The organism is Cellvibrio sp. GW822-FHT04B05 (assembly GCF_058800985.1).
This window is the reverse complement of the sequence record NZ_JBXAMU010000004.1, coordinates 364,788-384,399: the sequence shown is the minus strand read 5'-3', so window position 1 is coordinate 384,399 and position 19,612 is coordinate 364,788. Positions and strand designations below refer to the sequence as shown.

The 19,612-nt window shown below is 41.5% G+C and carries 14 protein-coding genes; 4 read left to right on the top strand and 10 right to left on the bottom strand.

Annotated features, from left to right (window positions below):
• Positions 1-155: 155 nt before the first annotated feature.
• Together AC1RJL_RS14820 and AC1RJL_RS14815 are read left to right on the top strand one after the other, a co-directional pair.
• Positions 156-2,072, top strand: a complete 1,917-nt coding sequence (locus AC1RJL_RS14820) for a polysaccharide biosynthesis protein (protein ID WP_492915351.1) — start codon at positions 156-158, stop codon at positions 2,070-2,072.
• A 542-nt stretch (positions 2,073-2,614) separates the two neighbouring features.
• Entirely contained in the window at positions 2,615-3,892 is a 1,278-nt protein-coding gene (locus AC1RJL_RS14815) for an O-antigen polymerase (RefSeq protein WP_492915349.1), read from the top strand.
• 192 nt (positions 3,893-4,084) lie between these two features.
• On the opposite strand, the gene AC1RJL_RS14810 is transcribed toward AC1RJL_RS14815, so the two are convergent.
• A complete protein-coding gene (locus AC1RJL_RS14810; RefSeq protein WP_492915347.1) occupies positions 4,085-4,789 on the bottom strand; it encodes a hypothetical protein in 705 nt (234 codons plus the stop codon).
• 700 nt (positions 4,790-5,489) lie between these two features.
• Between AC1RJL_RS14810 and AC1RJL_RS14805 the strand changes: the two genes are divergently transcribed.
• Complete coding sequence (locus AC1RJL_RS14805) at positions 5,490-7,232, top strand: hypothetical protein (RefSeq protein WP_492915346.1); 1,743 nt, start codon at positions 5,490-5,492, stop codon at positions 7,230-7,232.
• Between the two features lie 143 nt (positions 7,233-7,375).
• Positions 7,376-7,768, top strand: coding sequence for a helix-turn-helix domain-containing protein (locus AC1RJL_RS14800; protein ID WP_492915344.1), 393 nt, complete (start codon positions 7,376-7,378; stop codon positions 7,766-7,768).
• 163 nt (positions 7,769-7,931) lie between these two features.
• On the opposite strand, the gene AC1RJL_RS14795 is transcribed toward AC1RJL_RS14800, so the two are convergent.
• From AC1RJL_RS14795 to AC1RJL_RS14755, 9 genes are all read right to left on the bottom strand, one after another.
• Positions 7,932-10,208, bottom strand: coding sequence for a family 78 glycoside hydrolase catalytic domain (locus tag AC1RJL_RS14795; protein WP_492915342.1), 2,277 nt, complete (start codon positions 10,206-10,208; stop codon positions 7,932-7,934).
• 27 nt (positions 10,209-10,235) lie between these two features.
• The gene (locus AC1RJL_RS14790; protein WP_492915341.1) at positions 10,236-11,453 is read right to left on the bottom strand and encodes an O-antigen ligase family protein; all 1,218 of its coding nucleotides are present in this window, start codon (positions 11,451-11,453) and stop codon (positions 10,236-10,238) included.
• A gap of 106 nt (positions 11,454-11,559) precedes the next feature.
• A complete protein-coding gene (locus AC1RJL_RS14785) occupies positions 11,560-12,738 on the bottom strand; it encodes a DegT/DnrJ/EryC1/StrS family aminotransferase (protein WP_492915339.1) in 1,179 nt (392 codons plus the stop codon).
• Complete coding sequence (locus AC1RJL_RS14780; protein WP_492915337.1) at positions 12,738-13,166, bottom strand: MaoC family dehydratase; 429 nt, start codon at positions 13,164-13,166, stop codon at positions 12,738-12,740. Before AC1RJL_RS14780 ends, AC1RJL_RS14785 begins: the two co-directional genes overlap by 1 nt.
• A 1-nt stretch (position 13,167) precedes the next feature.
• Entirely contained in the window at positions 13,168-13,830 is a 663-nt protein-coding gene (locus tag AC1RJL_RS14775) for an acetyltransferase (RefSeq protein WP_492915335.1), read from the bottom strand.
• Positions 13,820-14,425, bottom strand: a complete 606-nt coding sequence (locus AC1RJL_RS14770; protein WP_492915334.1) for a sugar transferase — start codon at positions 14,423-14,425, stop codon at positions 13,820-13,822. Before AC1RJL_RS14770 ends, AC1RJL_RS14775 begins: the two co-directional genes overlap by 11 nt.
• Positions 14,418-15,638 carry a glycosyltransferase family 4 protein gene (locus tag AC1RJL_RS14765; RefSeq protein ID WP_492915333.1) on the bottom strand — a complete coding sequence of 407 codons (1,221 nt, stop codon included), beginning with the start codon at positions 15,636-15,638 and terminating at the stop codon, positions 14,418-14,420. The genes AC1RJL_RS14770 and AC1RJL_RS14765 overlap by 8 nt, the downstream gene beginning before the upstream one ends.
• A gap of 2 nt (positions 15,639-15,640) precedes the next feature.
• The gene (locus AC1RJL_RS14760; RefSeq protein ID WP_492915332.1) at positions 15,641-17,464 is read right to left on the bottom strand and encodes a heparinase II/III family protein; all 1,824 of its coding nucleotides are present in this window, start codon (positions 17,462-17,464) and stop codon (positions 15,641-15,643) included.
• A 2-nt stretch (positions 17,465-17,466) separates the two neighbouring features.
• On the bottom strand, positions 17,467-19,605 hold the full coding sequence (locus AC1RJL_RS14755) for a bi-domain-containing oxidoreductase (RefSeq protein WP_492915331.1): 2,139 nt from the start codon (positions 19,603-19,605) through the stop codon (positions 17,467-17,469).
• Between the last annotated feature and the right edge of the window lie 7 nt (positions 19,606-19,612).

The window sequence follows — 19,612 nt, the reverse complement described above, 5'->3', positions numbered from 1 at the left end:
ACTAAAAACACCTATTAATCTGGTTGCGTATTAGACATGGCAAGTAACAAATTGTAAACAGCATGATAAAGGACCCGAAAAGGCCTGCCTTAAGGAATGAAATCCGCTAAAATCGCGCCTCAGACACCAGAATCTATCAAAGGAGTCATGTAGTAATGATTCACAGCCTTTTTGAAGCCCCTCGCAATGTCAAACGCCTGTTGACAATTAGCTATGATCTGATATCCATTTTTACCGCTTTCTATGTGGCTATGTGCCTTAGATTGGGAATGATGGTTCCAAACATCGGAGAAAATGAGCTTTTAATGCTCGCCATGACAAGTGGCATCAGCTTGATTCTATTTATTCGGTTTGGTATGTATCGGGCAATACTTCGTTATCTTTCCGCCCAGGCGATCATTACTGTTGCAATTTGTGTTTGTGTTTCAGGGCTTATTTTAGCGGTTTCGAGCTTCTTTACTTATTCTTCAATACCTCGTTCGGTTCCAATGATTTACACGTTACTTTTGCTGATATTAATCGGTATGCCAAGGATGTTGGTGCGTAGTGTAGTAATGATGCTGAATCAGATAGATGCCGAGGGTAAAGTACCTGTCATTATTTATGGTGCTGGCCACACTGGGCACCAATTGCTTGGGGCATTAGGCGCATCAGTATTTAGTATAAAAGCGTTTATTGATGATAATACTCGTTTGCACAATACAACAGTTGGTGGCGTAAAAGTATATTCCCCCGAAAAGCTGCAATTATTAATTCAGCAATATACTCCCAAGAAATTTTTGCTTGCGTTGGGTAATGCGAATAATGCAAGTAAAGCAAGGGTTTTAAAAACTCTTGAGCCCTTCGCAATTGAAGTTCAAACAATTCCTGCTGTTGCTGATATTTTAAGTGGCAAAACGCGCATAGAAAATATTAAAGATGTAGAGATTGAGGATTTATTGGGACGTGATCCCGTTCAGCCAAATCCAACATTATTAGATGCGTGTATTCGAAACAAATCAGTAATGGTTACAGGTGCAGGCGGATCAATAGGAAGTGAGCTATGTCGTCAAATAATCAAGCATGCCCCCAAAACATTAATTCTCTTTGAGCAAAGTGAATACGGCCTGTATGCCATAGAAAAAGAACTGCAGTCTGAATTATCAAAAACTACACAGCAAATAGAGTTGGTTGCCCTATTAGGTTCAGTACAAAACGAGCAGCGACTCGCCATGACCATGCAGGCTTACGATGTACAAACTGTTTATCATGCTGCTGCATATAAACATGTCCCTTTGGTAGAGCACAATATTGTTGAAGGCGTTAATAACAATGTGATTGGGACTTGGCACTGTGCAGAGGCCGCCATTAAAGCTGGGATTGAATCTTTTGTTTTAATTTCTACAGATAAAGCTGTGCGCCCTACCAATATCATGGGCACCACTAAACGCGTGGCCGAATTAGTGCTTCAGGGTTTGGCTCAGCGACAAACCAAAACCCGTTTTACTATGGTGCGTTTTGGTAATGTATTGGGCTCATCAGGATCTGTAGTTCCATTGTTTCGCCAACAAATAAAAAAGGGCGGCCCAGTTACAGTTACGCACCCGGATATAATCCGTTATTTTATGACAATCCCCGAGGCCGCAGAGTTGGTTATACAAGCTGGATCAATGGGGAAAGGTGGTGATGTATTTGTATTGGATATGGGTGAACCAGTAAAAATTGTTGACTTGGCTAAAAGAATGATTCATTTGTCAGGTTTGGAAATTCGGGATCCAGATCATCCGCACGGTAATATAGAAATTCGCTATACCGGTTTGCGTCCAGGAGAAAAACTTTATGAAGAGTTGCTAATTGGTGATAATGTTAGTGGTACAGATCACGCCCGAATTATGAGGGCTGAAGAATATTCCTTATCTTGGCAGGAAACAGAAGAGCTTTTGCAAAAACTTTCACAGGCTTGTTTAAACTATAATTGTTATCAGTTGAAGGAAGTTTTAGTTGGCGCCCCAGCAGGATACACCCCCTCCGAAACATTAAGTGATTCCGTATGGGTGAAGAAAAATACAGGTTATAAATTAAAGCTCGTATAAGAAGGGAAGTAAATGTTGGCCTTGAGTATTTAATCAACTGGTTAAATAGCGAGATTAAAGATCAACCATGAGGATCTTCTTGGGGCAGCAAAATTTCATATTCAGGTAATTTATTTGTAAAGGTTATGTATTTATTTTTTTGAATGAAGATCCTGATCGGCTAATGTTTAGCAAAGTTGCTTTATGGATATCAAAAAGACGTTCAGCTTATGTTGTCACTGATATACATATTATTAGTGGAAGCATTTGTTAAGTTTCGGATGAAAGAATTCCTACAAATGATCGACGTATAACTCAATAAATATTTTTTCAGTAATAATATCTAGATGTACTGGCATGTAAAGTTTGCGCTTCTGATTTCAAATTGGGATTTTGGAGCTAATTATCAAAATAACCAATAAGTACATAAAATTTTAAGCAGAATTATCTTCGTCGAATTCAGAAAATTATTCTTATTCACATGGTTTTAGTATGGCTCGATAATTAAATAAGGCTGCGTGCGGAAGCATTGATGCGGTAGATATATTTCTAAAAGGATCAATATGATCTCAGTTATAGTTTTAGCAATAATTGCTTGGTGGTCATACTTTCTATTTACTCGTATTCAGGCAGCTTCACATCCAGCATTTTTATTTTCGATCTACTGGTTCATAATGTTGGCTGTGGCCGAGATTTTTTCTGGCCCGCAACTGGGTATTGATTCTGCTGCTATTTATATCCTTGCGGCGGTGCTTGCTTTTAGTGGTCCAGCGATATTATTTAAAAAAGTAGAAATAACTGCTGACAACGGCCTAATAAGTAGGCCAACCTTACTGAGTGCAATATTTATTGTTCTGCAGTTTGCAATAATTATTGGAATCATTTTGCATATCCAAGCGCAAGGCTTATCTATTTTTGCAGCACTAAAGGCCCCTGACAAATTCGGTGGTGACTTTATAAGTCTTCGCTATAGTGGAAAAGTAGTTCCCACATCTTATATTCAAATCGCGATTAGCTTAAACTTTGTCTGTGCTGCAGTTTGCGGGCTTATTGTTGCAAATGATCGACGATATTTGACTCCCACCCTTTTAACTATTACTGCATTCATTCCCTCAATGGCTACAATGTTTCTTTTTGGTGACAAAGGAACACTTCCTCAAAGTATTGCTTTTTATTGTGGCGGACTTTTTGTTGGTTGGATTAACCAGGGTAAGACGACGCTTATGACAAAACGAGCGGCAGTCTTTTTCTCTATTGGATTCTGCGTGCTGGTTCCGATCTTAATCATCGCGATGATTATAAAAGTCGTAGGGAAATTTCAGGTTCCAAATTCTCTGATAGTCGAATATCTCCAGTATTACTTTCGATCCTATGCAGTAGGAAGTATTTATGCTTTTTCTGATTGGTTAAGCTGGTATATCGAGCCGCAAAGTAGTACACATTATATTGAGCAGGGTAAGACTGGAGGGCTATTCACATTTTGGGGGGTGACCAAATATTTACCAACAGAATATCAAATGCCTGCTGGATATTACCTTGAATATTTTGAAGTTCCAGGAGTAGTGCAAACCAACATTTATACAGTCTTTCGCGGTCTTGTCACAGATTTTGGCTTGTTTGGATCGTTATTTTTCCTAAGTATAACCGGTTATCTGTCCGCAGCTGCATATCAGTCAATGGTAAATAAATATTTCGCAGCACTATCTCAAACATTTTATATTCTGCTGGTAGGTACTATCTACGCATCATCGCTCATCAGTCTTTACACTTGGACTAGTCCTTTTGTTGCAGCGGTTTTATTATTCCTGATTCTCTACAAATACTCTTTGAGAAATTTTTAACGAAAAATAAAGTCCTGAGATACCATAAATCTACTCCCTAAATGTAGATGAAGGGTCACCAATTAACATCTGCTTAAGAAAAACTATAAAAGTAATTACCTCTAAATATTGAAAAAAGTAAGCGCATGATATTTTTTGCTATATAGCTGAGATGTTAGGTTACGCGAAATGACTCTTTACTTGCAGCCAAATTTATTTGTTTTTACTGCGGGAGTTTTCTTCTATCAGAAATTTTTCAAGTTCAATAACTAATCTGGATGAATAGATCGATTTAACAGCATCTCCCGATTGTCCCGCAATGATACGATCTGAAATATTGCGATACATTTGAATATGGCCATTCAATCGATTTATAGATTGACGGTTCAAAATTCGATGATGGTTCTCGGATTCATAAGAGCTTGCATTTATGAGGCGAGCAATGATGTTGCCTTGCTTTATTTCGACATATTTGCGTACACTCAAACGTGGACTTCCTGTTTCCGTTATGACCATCGTAAGAACCGCTTCGTTTTCAAGCTCCAATGTAATATTGATGTCTCCATTCCTTGTGCGTTGTATCCAGTACTTATAAGCAAATATATAATTATTTGCGAATAAAAAATGATCGATCCAATGGCATTCGCAGTAGATGATATAGCTCCCACTATTTGGCCAAAGGTACCAATGATTTTTTGGTAGTGGTTCTTCATATACTAAACAATGCATGGATATTGGGTTGTTAACGCTTTTATCAAAATCTGCATCAAGCCAGTTATTGTATAAGCCATACCTTCTGTTAAAGCAGACAAAAAATCGTGAATTGGTTTGCCGGGAAACAATGGATTCAAATGCATTTACTTGCTGAATAGTTGTCGCTATTGGTTTTTCAATGGCTGCATAAGCTCCCTGGGTCAAAGCATCTATAGCAAGTTGAGCGTGCGCATATTAACTAAACATCCCGGATGAGATGTGGTTCGTCCCTCAATGGCTGAGCCACCATGGCGGGACTTATTTTGCGCTACATGTGATGTAACGTTGTCCCCTACACATTATCGGCACCCAGCGTTTTACGGCCTGCCTCCGGTATCTCAACCAATAAATCTTCTGCCGCATCTTGCTCAGTCACCGAAGCAGGATCTGCCGTTTTTACGCCAACCATCAGATAATTTCTGTTTTTATAACGTGATGCACGCCATAACTCAACTTCGCTTCCTTACAAGTTGTAATTATTTTGCTCACACAATTGCCGCTCGCTGAACATGTGTAAAAACCTGCAATAATGAGGTGCGCGATAAATGCTCGGGGGCGATCGATGGCTTGCCGTTCTCTCTGTACATCTTATTAAGAAACTCATCTAGTGACTTCAGTGCCTCATCAACGAGCTTGCCGTATCTCTGATCAATGCGCCTTGGGTATGAAGTCTGCTACTGTTGTGCTGACAAATGATTTTGGTTGGCTTATATTGATCCACGCGTAATCTTATAGGGTTTGTGAATTTTGTCGTCGTCATTATATTTCATGGCACAAATTTGGGCTGTTCCAGCAAGCTGTTGGAAAATGTTTCTATTGTGTTTAGCGCTCCCGCCCTATCAACTCACAACATGAGGATATTTACATGGCCGCTCCACTAGTACAAGCACTACCCTCCGAGCCAAATCCGTTATCCACGTTGTCACAGTTTACAGCTGATGCATTTGCTTTTGCGGCTGCACTCGCTGGATGGACGAACGATATAAACGCCCTTGTTGGCTGGCTTAATGCGAATGTCAATGCAAGAGAAGTGGTTGAAGAGACTGAGACAGATTTTGTTCTTGCTGCCGGGCATTCCGGTTCGTACATAAGAGTGACCAACCCTCTAGCGAAAACTATGACGGTTGAGCCAGATTCGTTAATTCCTCAACCGGATGGAGCAACGTATTTTATTGCTAACAGAGGTCTTGGTGACTTTACAATTCTTGAGGGTATCGGTGTAACCATTAACGGACTTGTGGTGCTTGCCGAAAACGCAACGGCTATTTTGCAACGGATTGCCGAAAACACTTATGATTTAATTGTTATTGGCGGTGATTTTGTAACAGATCTAACCAACCTACAGGATTTCATTGATGGCTTGGAGACTGGGGACTCTCCAGTAAAATTTTCGAACGGTACAGCAACATCACCGTCGATTGTATTTGCTACTGATACTGACACAGGTTTATTTCGGGAGGACTCAAACAGTTTAGGTATCGCAACTGGGGCCATTGAGCGAGTAAACGTCACCGCTACGGGGCGAGTGGGTATCGGTACTGTTGGCGTGCCTGTCGCCGGTGTTTTGCATGTGCAAAATAAAACAGGTGAAAGTTTAGGTATTTTAAGCAGATCATTTTTCGAGGGTTCGACATCAGCTCCGTACACTAACCACGACACATTATTATGCGAAACATACAACAAAACGTTATCTAATAGTGCAAACCGAAGCTGGGCGGCATCTTGCAGTAATGCATATCACGATATACCAGAGGGAGTAGTAGACGGAGGAACTCGCGTCGGTGTTATCGGTTGGGCAGTTTCGGCTAGCGGTCGTCCAGGTTACGAGCATAAAGGTACTTTAGCATATCAAACTGGCGTTTGGGGTTCAGCGGGTTTTCAAAGTCCCGGCACACCCGCCACAGCTGTTATTCTTGACGCTACGGCTGTGAAAGGGGTTGTTTACGCCGATGCGGTGGGCGCGACAATTAAATTTGCAAGAGCAGGTGTTTTTACCAGTGATGGTGTAGATGGTGGTAGCATTATTGAGCAAAATGCAGCTATTTATGCTAGGGCGCAACGAGGCACAGTAAACAATTATTCATTTTTTGGTGAGCAAGGAGAGTTATATAATAAAAATGTTATTTATAGTCCTGAAAAAATATCTGCTGGTACAAAATACTCTCAATCAAACGCATGGTTGACCGCCAGAGCGAAAGGAAATAGTTTTGAGTTCGGCCACCCAACCGGCACCGGGTATGGTAGTAATATTGGTTCAACAATTAGTTCAGGTTATCCTTTTATAACATTCTGCGCTGAGTCAGATCCAACGGGCGATACTTTCGCGACTCGCGGTAAAATCGGTAATATTATCTTTAACAATCTTGCAGGCTCAACAATATTCGGAAGATTTACCAATGCTAATGCGGCAGGTCAGTCTGTTACAGAAGATATGCGTCATAGATCGGATGGTAAATTTGCTTTCAACAAAAATGTCATGATTCCAAAAGCGCCCCCAGCAACCGCTACAAGTAGTGGAGAAGTAGGAGAAATCAGCTGGGATAATGATTATTTTTACGTTTGTACAGCTGTCAACACATGGAAAAGAACATTGTTATCGACTTGGTGAGATGTCGAAAAAGGTTGATGCACCATAGTCATTTTATGGTGTACTAGTTGCGATCTGATCTGACACTTCAGCTTGAAAGAAGAGAGTTACCGGTTTTGAATATGGGTGTCGAATCTTAAAACAAAACCACAAAGGTAACTCTCATGCTACATACTAACAATCCCATCATAAAACACAAAGCTGGCCTGCTGAATTTAGCGGAAGAGCTTGGCAATGTATCAAAAGCCTGCAAGGTGATGGGCTTTTCTCGTGACACGTTCTATCGCTATCAAGAGTTAGCGCAAGAAGGCGGGGTTGATGCGCTGATAAGCCGTAGCAGATTCCATAAAACGATACTGCAAGAGTTCTATCAAGTGACGTTCCGCAAAAAACTTTACGCAACATTGGAAGAGCTGCAAAAGGATCTGGACGAATGGATGAAATACTACAACAATGAGCGAACTCATCAGGGCAAGGTTTGCTGTGGTCGCACGCCATTGGAAACTTTGCTGGATGGAAAGAAGGTTTGGGCTGAAAAGAATTTAGCTCAAATCTAAACTGACAGGCACTCGTAAAAACCGGTAACTGTCAGATCAGGTCTGAGCTAGTACACCTTATTGCTGCCGCCACAGGCGCTCAGGGTTAAAGTGATAAATAAAATCCAGAATGATAGTTTCATGTCGAAAGCCCTCTCCGTTTTGATATATAACTCTTGTTGTTCTAATTGCTATCCATTTTTTTGTGCGTCACTTCAAAAGTATGGGATCCAGATCCTATATCATCCACAATGATAAAATCACCATCGGTAATCCCTGTTATTTGTTTACCATCCTGATAAGTTTGATTTTCACCCGGGAACTTAGGTAGATATACTTTGGCAGAGGTGTTGCCTGGAATATTAATAGTTAATATAAATCTGTTATGCGGTTTGTTTTCAAAGGATACATAAATGTCTCCGCGAATAGATGGATGTTTCATGCGTGCATATTTTAAATTGGCGGGTTGCGGTTTAATTCTGATTTTTTTAAAGCCGGGTTCCAGAGGCTCAATACCCATCAGTTTTCTTGCAATGATATTTGCAGGTGCTGCCCCCCATGCATGGTTCCAATCCAGGTTGGTTTTGAATTCGTTATCCCATGCTTCCATGGTAATAGTGGACCCTGCCCGGATCATGTTATACCAGCTACGTTTATCGGTTTTTGTTAAAAGTTGTTTTCCATATGCAGAATCATTCGCATCATATACTGCCTCGAGCAGAAACTGGGCTCCGTAAACACTGCAAGCCATTCCTCGGGAGCGAATAAAGCTAATTATTTTTCCCTTCTCCGAGTCTGGAACTAACCCAAATGCTAATGCAAACATATTGGTATGCAATGAAGAGTGTCGGGTGCCAATGCCATCGAGATAGAGACCAGTGGATGGATTAAAAAATAACTTTCTATATCCTTGTTTTACTAATTCTTGTCTTTGCGAGAAAAAATCATAATCATTTTTCTGGCCCAAAACTTTTGAAATCTCCTTCAATAGCGATATAGCTTTGTAATGATAGGCATTGATAACAGCATTTTTTTCCGAAAAAACAAAGCCATCGGTTTCGCCTATTTTGCTAACTTCACTTGGTTGCGGCCAATCAACCAAATCACCAATCGGCCATTGGGCATTAACCGAAAGCATGAGTGCGTTACTCATATTATCTTTTTTAGTGTTTAATAAACTGTCGCTATCTGCTAAAGAAATGAGGGATTTGTTTTTCAGGTCTGTATAGAAATTTTCAAGCGACTGTTTGTTGCCTGTATAAAGATAATCGTTCCATGCAATCAATATGGATTGCATAATCCACTCTGTTGGCCAAGTCGCCTTCTTTATAAGGAATTCGTGAGAATATCTCGGCAGCCCCAATTCGTTTGAAATACTGTATTGTCCGAGTTGATTTATTAATGTATCCGCTTCGTAAGGAACCCTCTCTCTGTCTCCATCAATATACATACCAGTAAAAGAGGTCGCTTTAATGGAATATTTACTGAGATCCCATACCTGATTTAATACCTCATCCGAGCTTGAAAAATCTGAATCCAGATCATCAAAGGGATAATTTACAGTTTCACGAATAATTTGTTCCTTGTTGATTTGCTCGGGGTAATTCTCTATTTCCACATACCTGAATGGTGTAACTTCACCTATGTGCGCTGGCATAAGAATAGATGACGAACTGACATTAAGCTGATCGGGTTTAATTGTAATGTTATAAGTATTCCAGCCGCGCTTGAGTTTCAAACTATATGAAGAAAAGCGTATGGTTCCTGGCGGGGATTTATTTATGCGTCCCTTAGTTATCGACTCGCCCATATTAACGGTAATGACTTTATTGTTGTCCTTGCTATACAAAGACAATCTAAGACGCCCGAAAGCATCTTTACCGAAATCGGCAAAGAGTATGTTTTCTTTTTTTAGATATTTTATGGTTTCAGGGAAATAATCTGTCTTCTGAAGTGGGTACCTGATTGTGGCATGATCTTTTAGTATTGCACTGGTTTTGAAGTGTTGAGGCGTAGAGAAATCGGATTCATTTCCATAAGCATCCCAAATTTTAACCTTCCATGAATAGATAGAATTTGTTTCAAGTGGGCGGCCCTGGTAATAAATATTGGTAGAGTTGTCGCTCGCTACTTTGCCTGAATCCCAAGCAACCTTATCTCCTTTATTAACTATAACTCGATAAGCTGATTGAAAAGTATTTTCTTTAGAGGAAGATATTTTCCATCCAAAAAAAGGTTTCTTTTGTGAAATTTCAGCAAACTGGAATGACTCATTCCTGCCAGGAGTTTGTTGAATGTTCACATCTGCCAGATAGCCGTTCAAGAAAACAGTATCGGGGTGGAGTAGGAAATTTACATGAAGGCCTTGTACCGTTAATTCATCTTTCGCATTAGCTAAGCTGCTATTCAACGTGAGCACTAAACAGCAACAAATATGAGCGATATATATTTTAGGATTCATGCAAGTTCCTGTTGATAGAGTATATTTTTAGGTATTTTTTTTTGTCGCAGCATTTATTTGGCTAGCGGCTATGAGGCCCGCAGGTATCCAATAGAGAAACCATTTGGCTCCCATTTCCCAGAAAAATATACGACCATCAAATAAGCTACAGACACAGCCGTACAACAGCCACATATACAGGGCGAAGAGATAAGGGCTTCGGTTAAAGGATCGAACTAAAAAATAAACATGCGTGCACAGTAGCGCTAAACCTAGCAAGCCAGTCCTATAGAAAGTATCCAGCCAGGCATTGTGTGCATGATTGAGGACAGTCGCGTCGGGTAGGGCGATGTTTGTATCACGTGCTAAACCTAGGCCAAACAAAAAATGATCGCGACTGCGTGTTACTACTTCCTGCCATATGACAAACCTGCCGCTGTCCCACTCGCCGCGTTCGAGATATCTCTGTAAGTCAAATGTATGGAAGTCCCTCGTGAGTATCGCTATCGCTATAGCAACAATACCAATAATCGCCAATGGAAATAGCCGGCGGAGTTTAGGGCGAAAGATAAATACGGAAATCATTCCTACACATACCAAAGCCAGCATCGCACTACGGCTCCAGGACAACACAAGGCCGATTAAGGCAAGTATCATCAATAAATAAAACATCCACATCCGTTTTGTCGAATTATCATTATTTAGTGCAGAAATAAAAGACAGTAATGCAATAGCGCCGCACATGGCACCAAGCTCGTTAGCATTTCTAAAAACGTTCCATCCATACAGACGTATCTCTGAAGTTGTGTATCCATATACGAAGCCGTAATAATACAAAATACTTATTAAAATAATAATTATGCCAAGTATAATGAAAGCATTGAGGAATTTTTCCGGATTAACCAATCCTGTTTTCACTACCAGGGAGGATCCACACAACCACACCGCAAGTACAACCCATTGAGCAGCAAAAAAAGGGAAATCTGCAGGATTCCCCCATAAAGAACTGAGTGCAGAAAAAAAGCTATAGATGAGTGCTGATAAGGTTAAGCAATTGCCATATTCAGCAAACCCTGGTTTCCTAAGCAGCAACACGATTAGCATGGGAATAAAAAAGGCGATCGCATAAATTCCCTGCAGTCCATCACGCGATGGAGACCATAGAAAAGCAGATACAAAAACAAGTAGGCCGATGGCAGCCCAGGAAAGTAATTTTTTCTCCAGCTTATCGCTAAGTAATGATACAGATCCTGAGGAGTATGGCATAAATTATTTAAATTAATTTCTGTAATTAAGTCGGATATCTCCGAACCACAAGTAGCTATGTGGTTCGAAGAAATTTGAGGGAATGCCAATAGCAGAATCGATTAAGTTAGCGATTTCCAATGCTTTCAAAATAACGTTGAAGATCATGGCATACCTTATTAATTTCCGTATCACTTAAGGTCGGATGAACTAAAAACATTAAGCTATCTTCACCCAATAATTTCGCATTTGTTAAGCGTTGTTTTGGAACCCAATTTGTTCCAACAAACGCTTTTTCCAAATAAACTTCAGAGCAACTACCTTGATAGCATGGAATTCCGAGGCTATTCAGGTCGTTGATGATTTGGTCTCTTGAATACCCTGAAGGAAGATCTTTAGAGTTGACAAAAACATAGCATTTGTAATGTGCGTGGGTAATGTAATCTGCTACGGATGGAACACGTAGGAATGAAAATTGCGCACATACATCCCAAATTCTTTGCGCGTTCTGCGTTCTTTTTGTGGTCCATTCGGCCATTCTTTTCAATTGAATCCTGCCGATAACCGCTTGCATTTCCATCATGCGCCAGTTAGTGCCAAATGTATCGTGCACCCATCTGAAACCGGGCGGATGTTGTTTTTCATAAACGGAGTTCCATGATTTTCCATGATCTTTATATGACCACATGCTGCTCCATAAATTTTTATCGTTAGTGGTAACCATTCCTCCTTCACCGCCTGTGGTCATAATCTTGTCCTGGCAGAAAGACCAAGCTCCTATATGCCCTATGGAGCCTACAGGTCGACCCTTATATTTCGCGCCATGCGCCTGGGCACAATCTTCAATTACATATAATCCATGTTCTTTGGCTAACAACATAATGTCGTCCATCTCGGCAGGAAAGCCCGCCAAATGAACAACAATAATTGCCTTGGTATTTTTTGTTAATACAGCTGCTACGCTTTCAGCAGTGATGTTTTGGCTATTGATATCGACATCAGCAAATATTGGATTAGCCCCTGCTGTAACGATAGAGGAAGCAGATGCGAGGAATGTTCTCGATGTCACTACAACGTCATCACCCGTACCAATATTTAATACCTTCAACGCAACATCTAAAGCGAGAGTGCCATTTGCCAACGCGATGGCATGTTTGGTGTTGCACCATATGGAAAATTCCTTTTCAAATTCTCTGCACTCAGTTCCAGTCCAATAATTTACCTTATTGGAAAGTAAGACATTTGCTACCGCATCTGCCTCTTCTTGAGTGAATGAAGGCCAAGGTGAAAGTGGTGTGTTTAACATTACTCTATCTCTTTTGGTATATATAAAACAGCTTCCCCATCTATGACACATTTATTCTTTACTGTGCATTTGGTGGAGAAGGTCACCTTGCGCGAAGATAAGTCAATTTTGATAATTTCTACATAAGCTTTAACCGTGTCGCCAATATAGACAGGACGTTTGAATTCAAGATTTTGAGAAGCATATACACAGCCTGGTCCGGGAATTTTAGTACCGAAAATGGCAGAAAAAAAACCGGATGAAAGTAATCCATGGGCTATTCTTTTTTTGAAGCGAGATTTTTGAGCATACATCTCGTCCATATGAACGGGATTATTGTCTCCAGAAATCCCTGCATAAGCTTTGATGTCTGCATCTGTAATAGTTTGTGAATATTCACCAGACATTCCTATTTCAAGGGAATCTAAATTTGCCTTTTCAAAATACATTTTATCTTAAGCTCTCACGTGATAGAGGTTTTGCGGGATTACCTATCACAGTAATTCCCGGAGGCACATTTTTGGTTACTACCGCACCCATTCCAACAATAGCCCCCTTTCCTATTATTAAAGGCTTTCCAGGACGTCCCTGTTTAATAATGGCTCCGGTACCTATATATACATCGTCTTCAATGACAACATTTCCATTGCATTTAACACAGGGAGCAAATGTAACCCGCTCACCGATGACACAATCATGCCCGACATAACTATAAAGGTTAGCATGAAAATTTTTTCCAATTTGGATATTGGATGTAAGTGTGACGAAAGGGCACAGAATGGCTCCTGGTTCAATTTGAACCTCATCCAGAATTACTACATTGGAGGCTTTTACAGAAAGTTCTTCTACTCCCGAGTTCTTTAATTTTTCACTCAATGCCCGTCTAGCCTCTATGCTTGCAATTGCAATTGTGCATAGTTTTCTTTGATGTCCATATTTTTGGAATTCTTCAAACGTAATAACTGGAATATTATTTAATTGGTTTGATTCTGGCTGGTCATCGATAAAGACAATATCTGCGCCTTGTCGGGAAAATTGTTCTCTAACCAATGGTGCTACTTCTTTACCAAAACCGCTCGCACCGTAAACGCCGATTAATAAATTACCATTCATTTTTTGATGTTCCTGTGAACTTTGACATTGTTGCTTCATCTGTTTGATTAATTCCTTCTCGAATGAAGACCTTTTTTATGGTAAGAAAAATTATCTTTAAATCCAAAACAATAGATTGATTTTCGACATACCAAACATCCAGTTCAAATTTCTCTTCCCAAGAAATGGCGTTGCGGCCATTTACTTGTGCCCAACCGGTGATGCCAGGTTTGACCAAATGTCTGCGTGACTGTTCTTTTGAATAGAGTGGCAAGTATTCCACCAGCAATGGGCGGGGACCTACTAGACTCATATCTCCCTTGAGCACATTCCATAATCCAGGTAGTTCATCCAAGCTGGTGGCACGCAATATCCGTCCAAATTTCGTTAACCTGATGTAATCTTCCTTCAAGGTTCCATCCGGGTTTTTTTCATCGGTCATGGTTCGGAATTTATACATTTGAAATATTTTCCCATTCAGACCGGGCCTGTTCTGACGAAAAAAAACCGGTGAGCCAAGCTTTATCCTCACTGCAACTATCAAAAGTAAAATAATTACGGACAGGAAAAAGATTGCAGTCAATGAAATAGCTATATCAAAGAATCGTTTACTCATGTGCGGCTCCTATTACCCAATTTACCCAGGAGTCTGCTAGGCTGGTGCGATTAAACTCTGTTTCGGCCAGTTTTCTGGCATTTTTTCCCATATCGGCAAGGGCCTCTTTATCCTGCGCGCATTGCTCCAAGGTATCTGCAAAAATTTGTGCATCATCAGGAGGGATTGCAAAACCACATCCATTCTCGTTAATGATGTGGGCCAGCCAGCCCGGGTAATTGTTAATGACTGGTAAGCCGGCAGAAAGATAATCAAAGAATTTATTGGGCGACGTGCCAAAATAAAACGCCGGTACGTTGGCGAGAGTTTGCAAACCCAAATCTGCGCTGGCCATCAAGCCGGCAAGCTTTGCTTTATTGACCGGTGGGTGAAAAATTACGTTGGTGAGATTTTCCTGCGCAGCGCGTTCCTGTAAACGGGCTTTTATCCCACCTTGCCCAATTAGCACTATTTTTATATCGTTTCGATTGCGTTCTTTAAGGACTTTGGCGGCATTGAGAACGGCGTCCAGCCCATTAGCGATGCCGTGCGTACCAGTATATATCGCCATCAAGTCTGTTGCAGAAACACCGTCTGGTCGCCATTGCTCAAATGAACTGGCAAAAATATCGAGATCACATCCATTCGATACCAGCATAATTTTTTCTCTGCTCATGCCTCTTTTATGTATGCCATCGACAATTCCGGGTGACAAACCTATACATCTGTTTGCTGAGCGGTAAGAGGCCCATTCCAGAAATGACATTGCCTGTAATATGAGTGGATTGGTAATTACACCCATGGCTTTTGGAAGTTCTGGCCACAAGTCCCGAACCTCAAAAACGAATGGTTTACGTTTGATCCAGCGCGCGAAAATACCGGGAATACCCGCAGTGAGTGGTGTTGTCGTTGCAAAAACAATGTCGTATTTATCAAATAAGACAATACCAATACTCCGCAATGCAAAACTGATAAATAGCCAGGTCCGCTTTAGGAAACCATCACTGTTTGAATAAGCTAAATCAAATTCAATAACGTTAATACCATCTACTATGGCTTCTCGTCTGCCTTTAGTAAAGGGCTGGGTTATGCCGGTTTCGCCACCACCATAGCTACCGCACACCATAGTAACTTCGTGTCCGTGGTGCACCAGGCGACGGGCCATTTCGTAGGATCTAATGCCGGCAGAGCCTTTGGGCGTGGAAAAATGCTGATGGAAATATAATATTTTCATGGTCAAAAACAATATTCGCTACGTATAAGACATTCGCCTGTGACAGTAATCTCTGCAACAGGTAATTGCGTTTTTTGTAAATAATAACGTGATTCTTCACCATCATTAAGGTAGTGACGAATGTGAGGGTGATCGCTGGTGACGATCAGGCGATGTTGTCCGTTTGTAAAAGTATTTCCTTCAAGTGCCCAGTTATCGGGTGCCAATCGCCAACGCAAAACAGCTTTTTCTTTAAAACCTTTAACATGGTCCGTCACAATTAATCGATCATTTAATAAAACAATTTCTCGCTGATGATGGGCACCTGCCGAATCTGTATAACTCACTTTAAATGACTGCGATTCTCCTGTGATGGCTATGATGGGTGAGGCTTCGCGGGTTTTCAGCCAATTACCCAACAGAAAGCGACTCAGCCTTGGCATTGGCTCGCGATTATCAAACTGGATGGTGTTGTGGCTTTCGGCTCCACCGAAATAATTGAGAATTTCTACAGCGGTGTTATAGCTATAACTTCCACCGTCTTTCAACAGGTTAAATCCATCGATCCACAAATCCACATGCAAAACATCATTTTGACTTGGCCGGAAACGAAAGCGTGGATAGCGAAGCATCGCAAAGGCTTTTGTATTGCGCACCACACAAATCCCCCCTTTATCAAACAGCGAGCTGTTTTGTATTGCAGCCGTTTGCGGTATTGGAATACCAAGCCATTGCAAGGGTAAATTCCAGTTGCCATCATCAACCCAAGCGGTTGTTTTGTTAAATAGCGCCATGGCAAGCTGAACAGAGGGCCGAAAATCCCGATAGTCAGTATCAGTAAGTGGTAGTAGGCGTGCACCGTCATTTGCGCCAAGGTTGGGGGCATCACCGGTGGTTGCCTGCGTAATCTGGAACAACCAATTCGCTGCTGCAGAAAGTTGTTGGTAAAGGTGTTGGCTGAACACGGGTAAATTGGTTTTCTGCCGCCAAATTTCAGCCATGCTATAAGTGTCGAGCATCAGCCGATGATAATTCGTTGAGTACTGGCTAAATGTACCGTCAGGATCAATTAAATGCCTGGCTCGATTTTCAAGCAATTTTTTTCCTTGGTTGTACCATGCTGCTCCATGGGGATCGCCATTTAACGTTAACCAACTGCCACCGATATATAACGCGGCAGCTTCTGATGTACCGTGATTATTATTTTGTGCAATGGCATAACTCACAGTAGGGGATATACGCTGGAGATGGGCTTTAATTAAATCAATTAAACAAGGTTGTGATTGATGATGTTGATCGAGAAGCAGCGCACTTATCGCTAAATGCATGACTCTGATAGAGGCTTCCTGACCGCATTTCCAATTAGGGCCTTGATAAGGTGAATTGTTATTAACCCAATCGGCAATCCAGTGATTTAATGTTTTAATTGCATTGGCATTACCGGCAAGCGCACTTTGAGAGAATGCTAACGTCCAATCAAAACGCGATGGTTCCCATATTACCTTGATATCTCCAACTGCCTCATTGAAGTCGGGTATTAACCACCATGGCCGATGTGGATCGGAGATTCTGCCGCCCGAGAAAACATTGCAATGCCAATCAGGAGGATTGTCCGAGATAACTTCATGCCAACCAAAGTAGGTTTGTTTTCCCATCCACAAGCTATTGATCGGAAGTGTAGTTTTTTCAGCGCCCTTAAGCTCATTGAAAAAAGAGTCTCCGGTAATTGAAGCCGAAATCCTGCGTACCGGATTAATTCCCAAGCGAACGCCCAATTTATAAAAGAAAACCCTGCCCAGGTTAACCGGGCCCAGGGCAAGGGCTGTTTTGATCTTAATAAATAACATTATTATTGCGCGCGCAATTGTTCGGCAATGTCGATGGAGATTCGTGCCACTTCAAACAATTCGCTGGCGGGAATAGGCGATACTTCACCGGATTCAATAGCCTTGATAAATGCTGCCGCACATGATTTTTGGCCCTTGTCCTGACGCCACAAATTCATTTTGGTAAAATCTGACCAACCAAAACCTTTGAGCTTTCTGAAATTATCGAGTTGAAGAATTTTCCCGGCGGCAAATACTTCGATTCTTTCTTTAGGAAAACTGGCAGCACCATTGGCAAAGTAGTGAATTGTACCAAACGAACCATCGGCAAATTGTAAGGTGATGGATGCTTTATCTTCGGTTATTTCGCCATTGTTAATATCGCCAATTTTTTGGGCCCGGGCAGAAATAATGTCCGAATTTGCCAGATGTCTCATCAGGTCTATGAAGTGACAAGCCTCACCAATAATCCGACCACCGCCAATTTGTGCATCCTGGGTCCAATGGTTTGCCGGAATAGCGCCCGCGTTTACGGTGAAAATAAAAGCTTTGGGTTGTTTTATCGGAGTTAAAAGTTCTTTCATCTTTTTAACATGGGGAGAAAAACGACGATTAAACCCAACCATTAATTTTAGTGATGAGCCATTATCAAGTTGCTTGCGATATTCAACTTCAATATTTTCCAGCTCAGCAGCATTGATCGCTAGAGGTTTTTCAACAAAAACATTTTTTCCAGCTGCCAATGCTTGATTAACAAAGTAAGCATGGCTGTTATGGCGTGTCACTATAGCGATAGTGTTTATACCGCTATCATTGATCATAGCCAGAGAGTCAGTTGTTGCTTCTGAAAATCCAGAAGCGTTTCCGTGTATAACTCCGCTGATCCCATTCGCAGTAGCAATGGTGCGAAGCTGCGCACCTGCTGATTTGAATGCGGGGATTAACATTCTTGATGCATAGTTGCCCGCACCAATAAAACCGATAACGGGCTTTTGCGCACTATAAGTTACATTGGAATTCAGGGTGACAGATTTTTTATGTCTGGTGCTGGAATCGCTTTTGTAAATTAATAATATGCCCAAACTTGACTTATCTGTGCCCAATTGCTGATAGGCATCAGTAGCTTGTTCAAAATCAAAGCGGTGCGTAATTAGTGGTTTTACGTTCAGTTGCCCACTCGCCATCATATCTAAAATGGCTTCAAAGTTACGCTGTTCTGTCCAACGGACAAAACCAAATGGATAGTCCTGCCCTTGCTCTTCATACATTGGATCGTAACGTCCGGGCCCATAGGAACAAGAAACCTGGAAGCTCAATTCTTTTTCATAAAAATCTGCGCGATTTAATTCGAGGCCAGTTACACCAACCAAAATAATACGGCCACGCTTACGGCTCATCCTCGCCGCTTGCGTAACAGGATCACTGGATTTGGTAGATGCAGTAATAATTACGCCATCTACACCATTTCCGCGGCTAAATTTCAAACCTGCCGCGACAGGGTCTTCGCCAGCACCTGGATTACAAACCTCGGCACCAAATGTCCTAGCCAATTCTAATTTTGATTCGTCGTAATCAATTGCGAGCACTCTACAGCCTTGCGCGCGTAACAGTTGCACAGTGAGCAGACCGATAAGACCCACACCGGTTACCACGAAAGATTCACCAAGGGTTGGTGAGGCTAAACGAATGCCTTGTAATCCGATGCTGCCAACGACGGTGAAAGAAGCCTCCTCATCACTGACATTGTCTGGAATAACAGCGCAAAGGTTTTGGTTAACCTTGACTACATCCGCGTGTGCACCATTGGAAACTACACGATCACCCACCTGGAATTTTCCTGCATTGCTGCCAATTTCTTTAATAACACCAGCATTGCAATAACCCAGCGGTATTGGTTGGGAAAGTTTGGATTGAACCGCGTCGATGGTGGTAAGCAGACCATCGGTTTTGACTTTCTCCAATACCATTTTCACTTTTTCCGGTTGCTGGCGCGCCTTGTCAATCAGTGACGCCTTACCAAAATCAACCAGCATTCTTTCTGTGCCAGCCGAAATAAGACTGACTTTCGAATCGATAAGAAGACTGCCCGCTGAAACAGTTGGCGTTGGAGCCTCTACAATATTAGAAGTGCCGTTGGATAGGTTTTGAAGAATCTGTTTCATAGTGGAT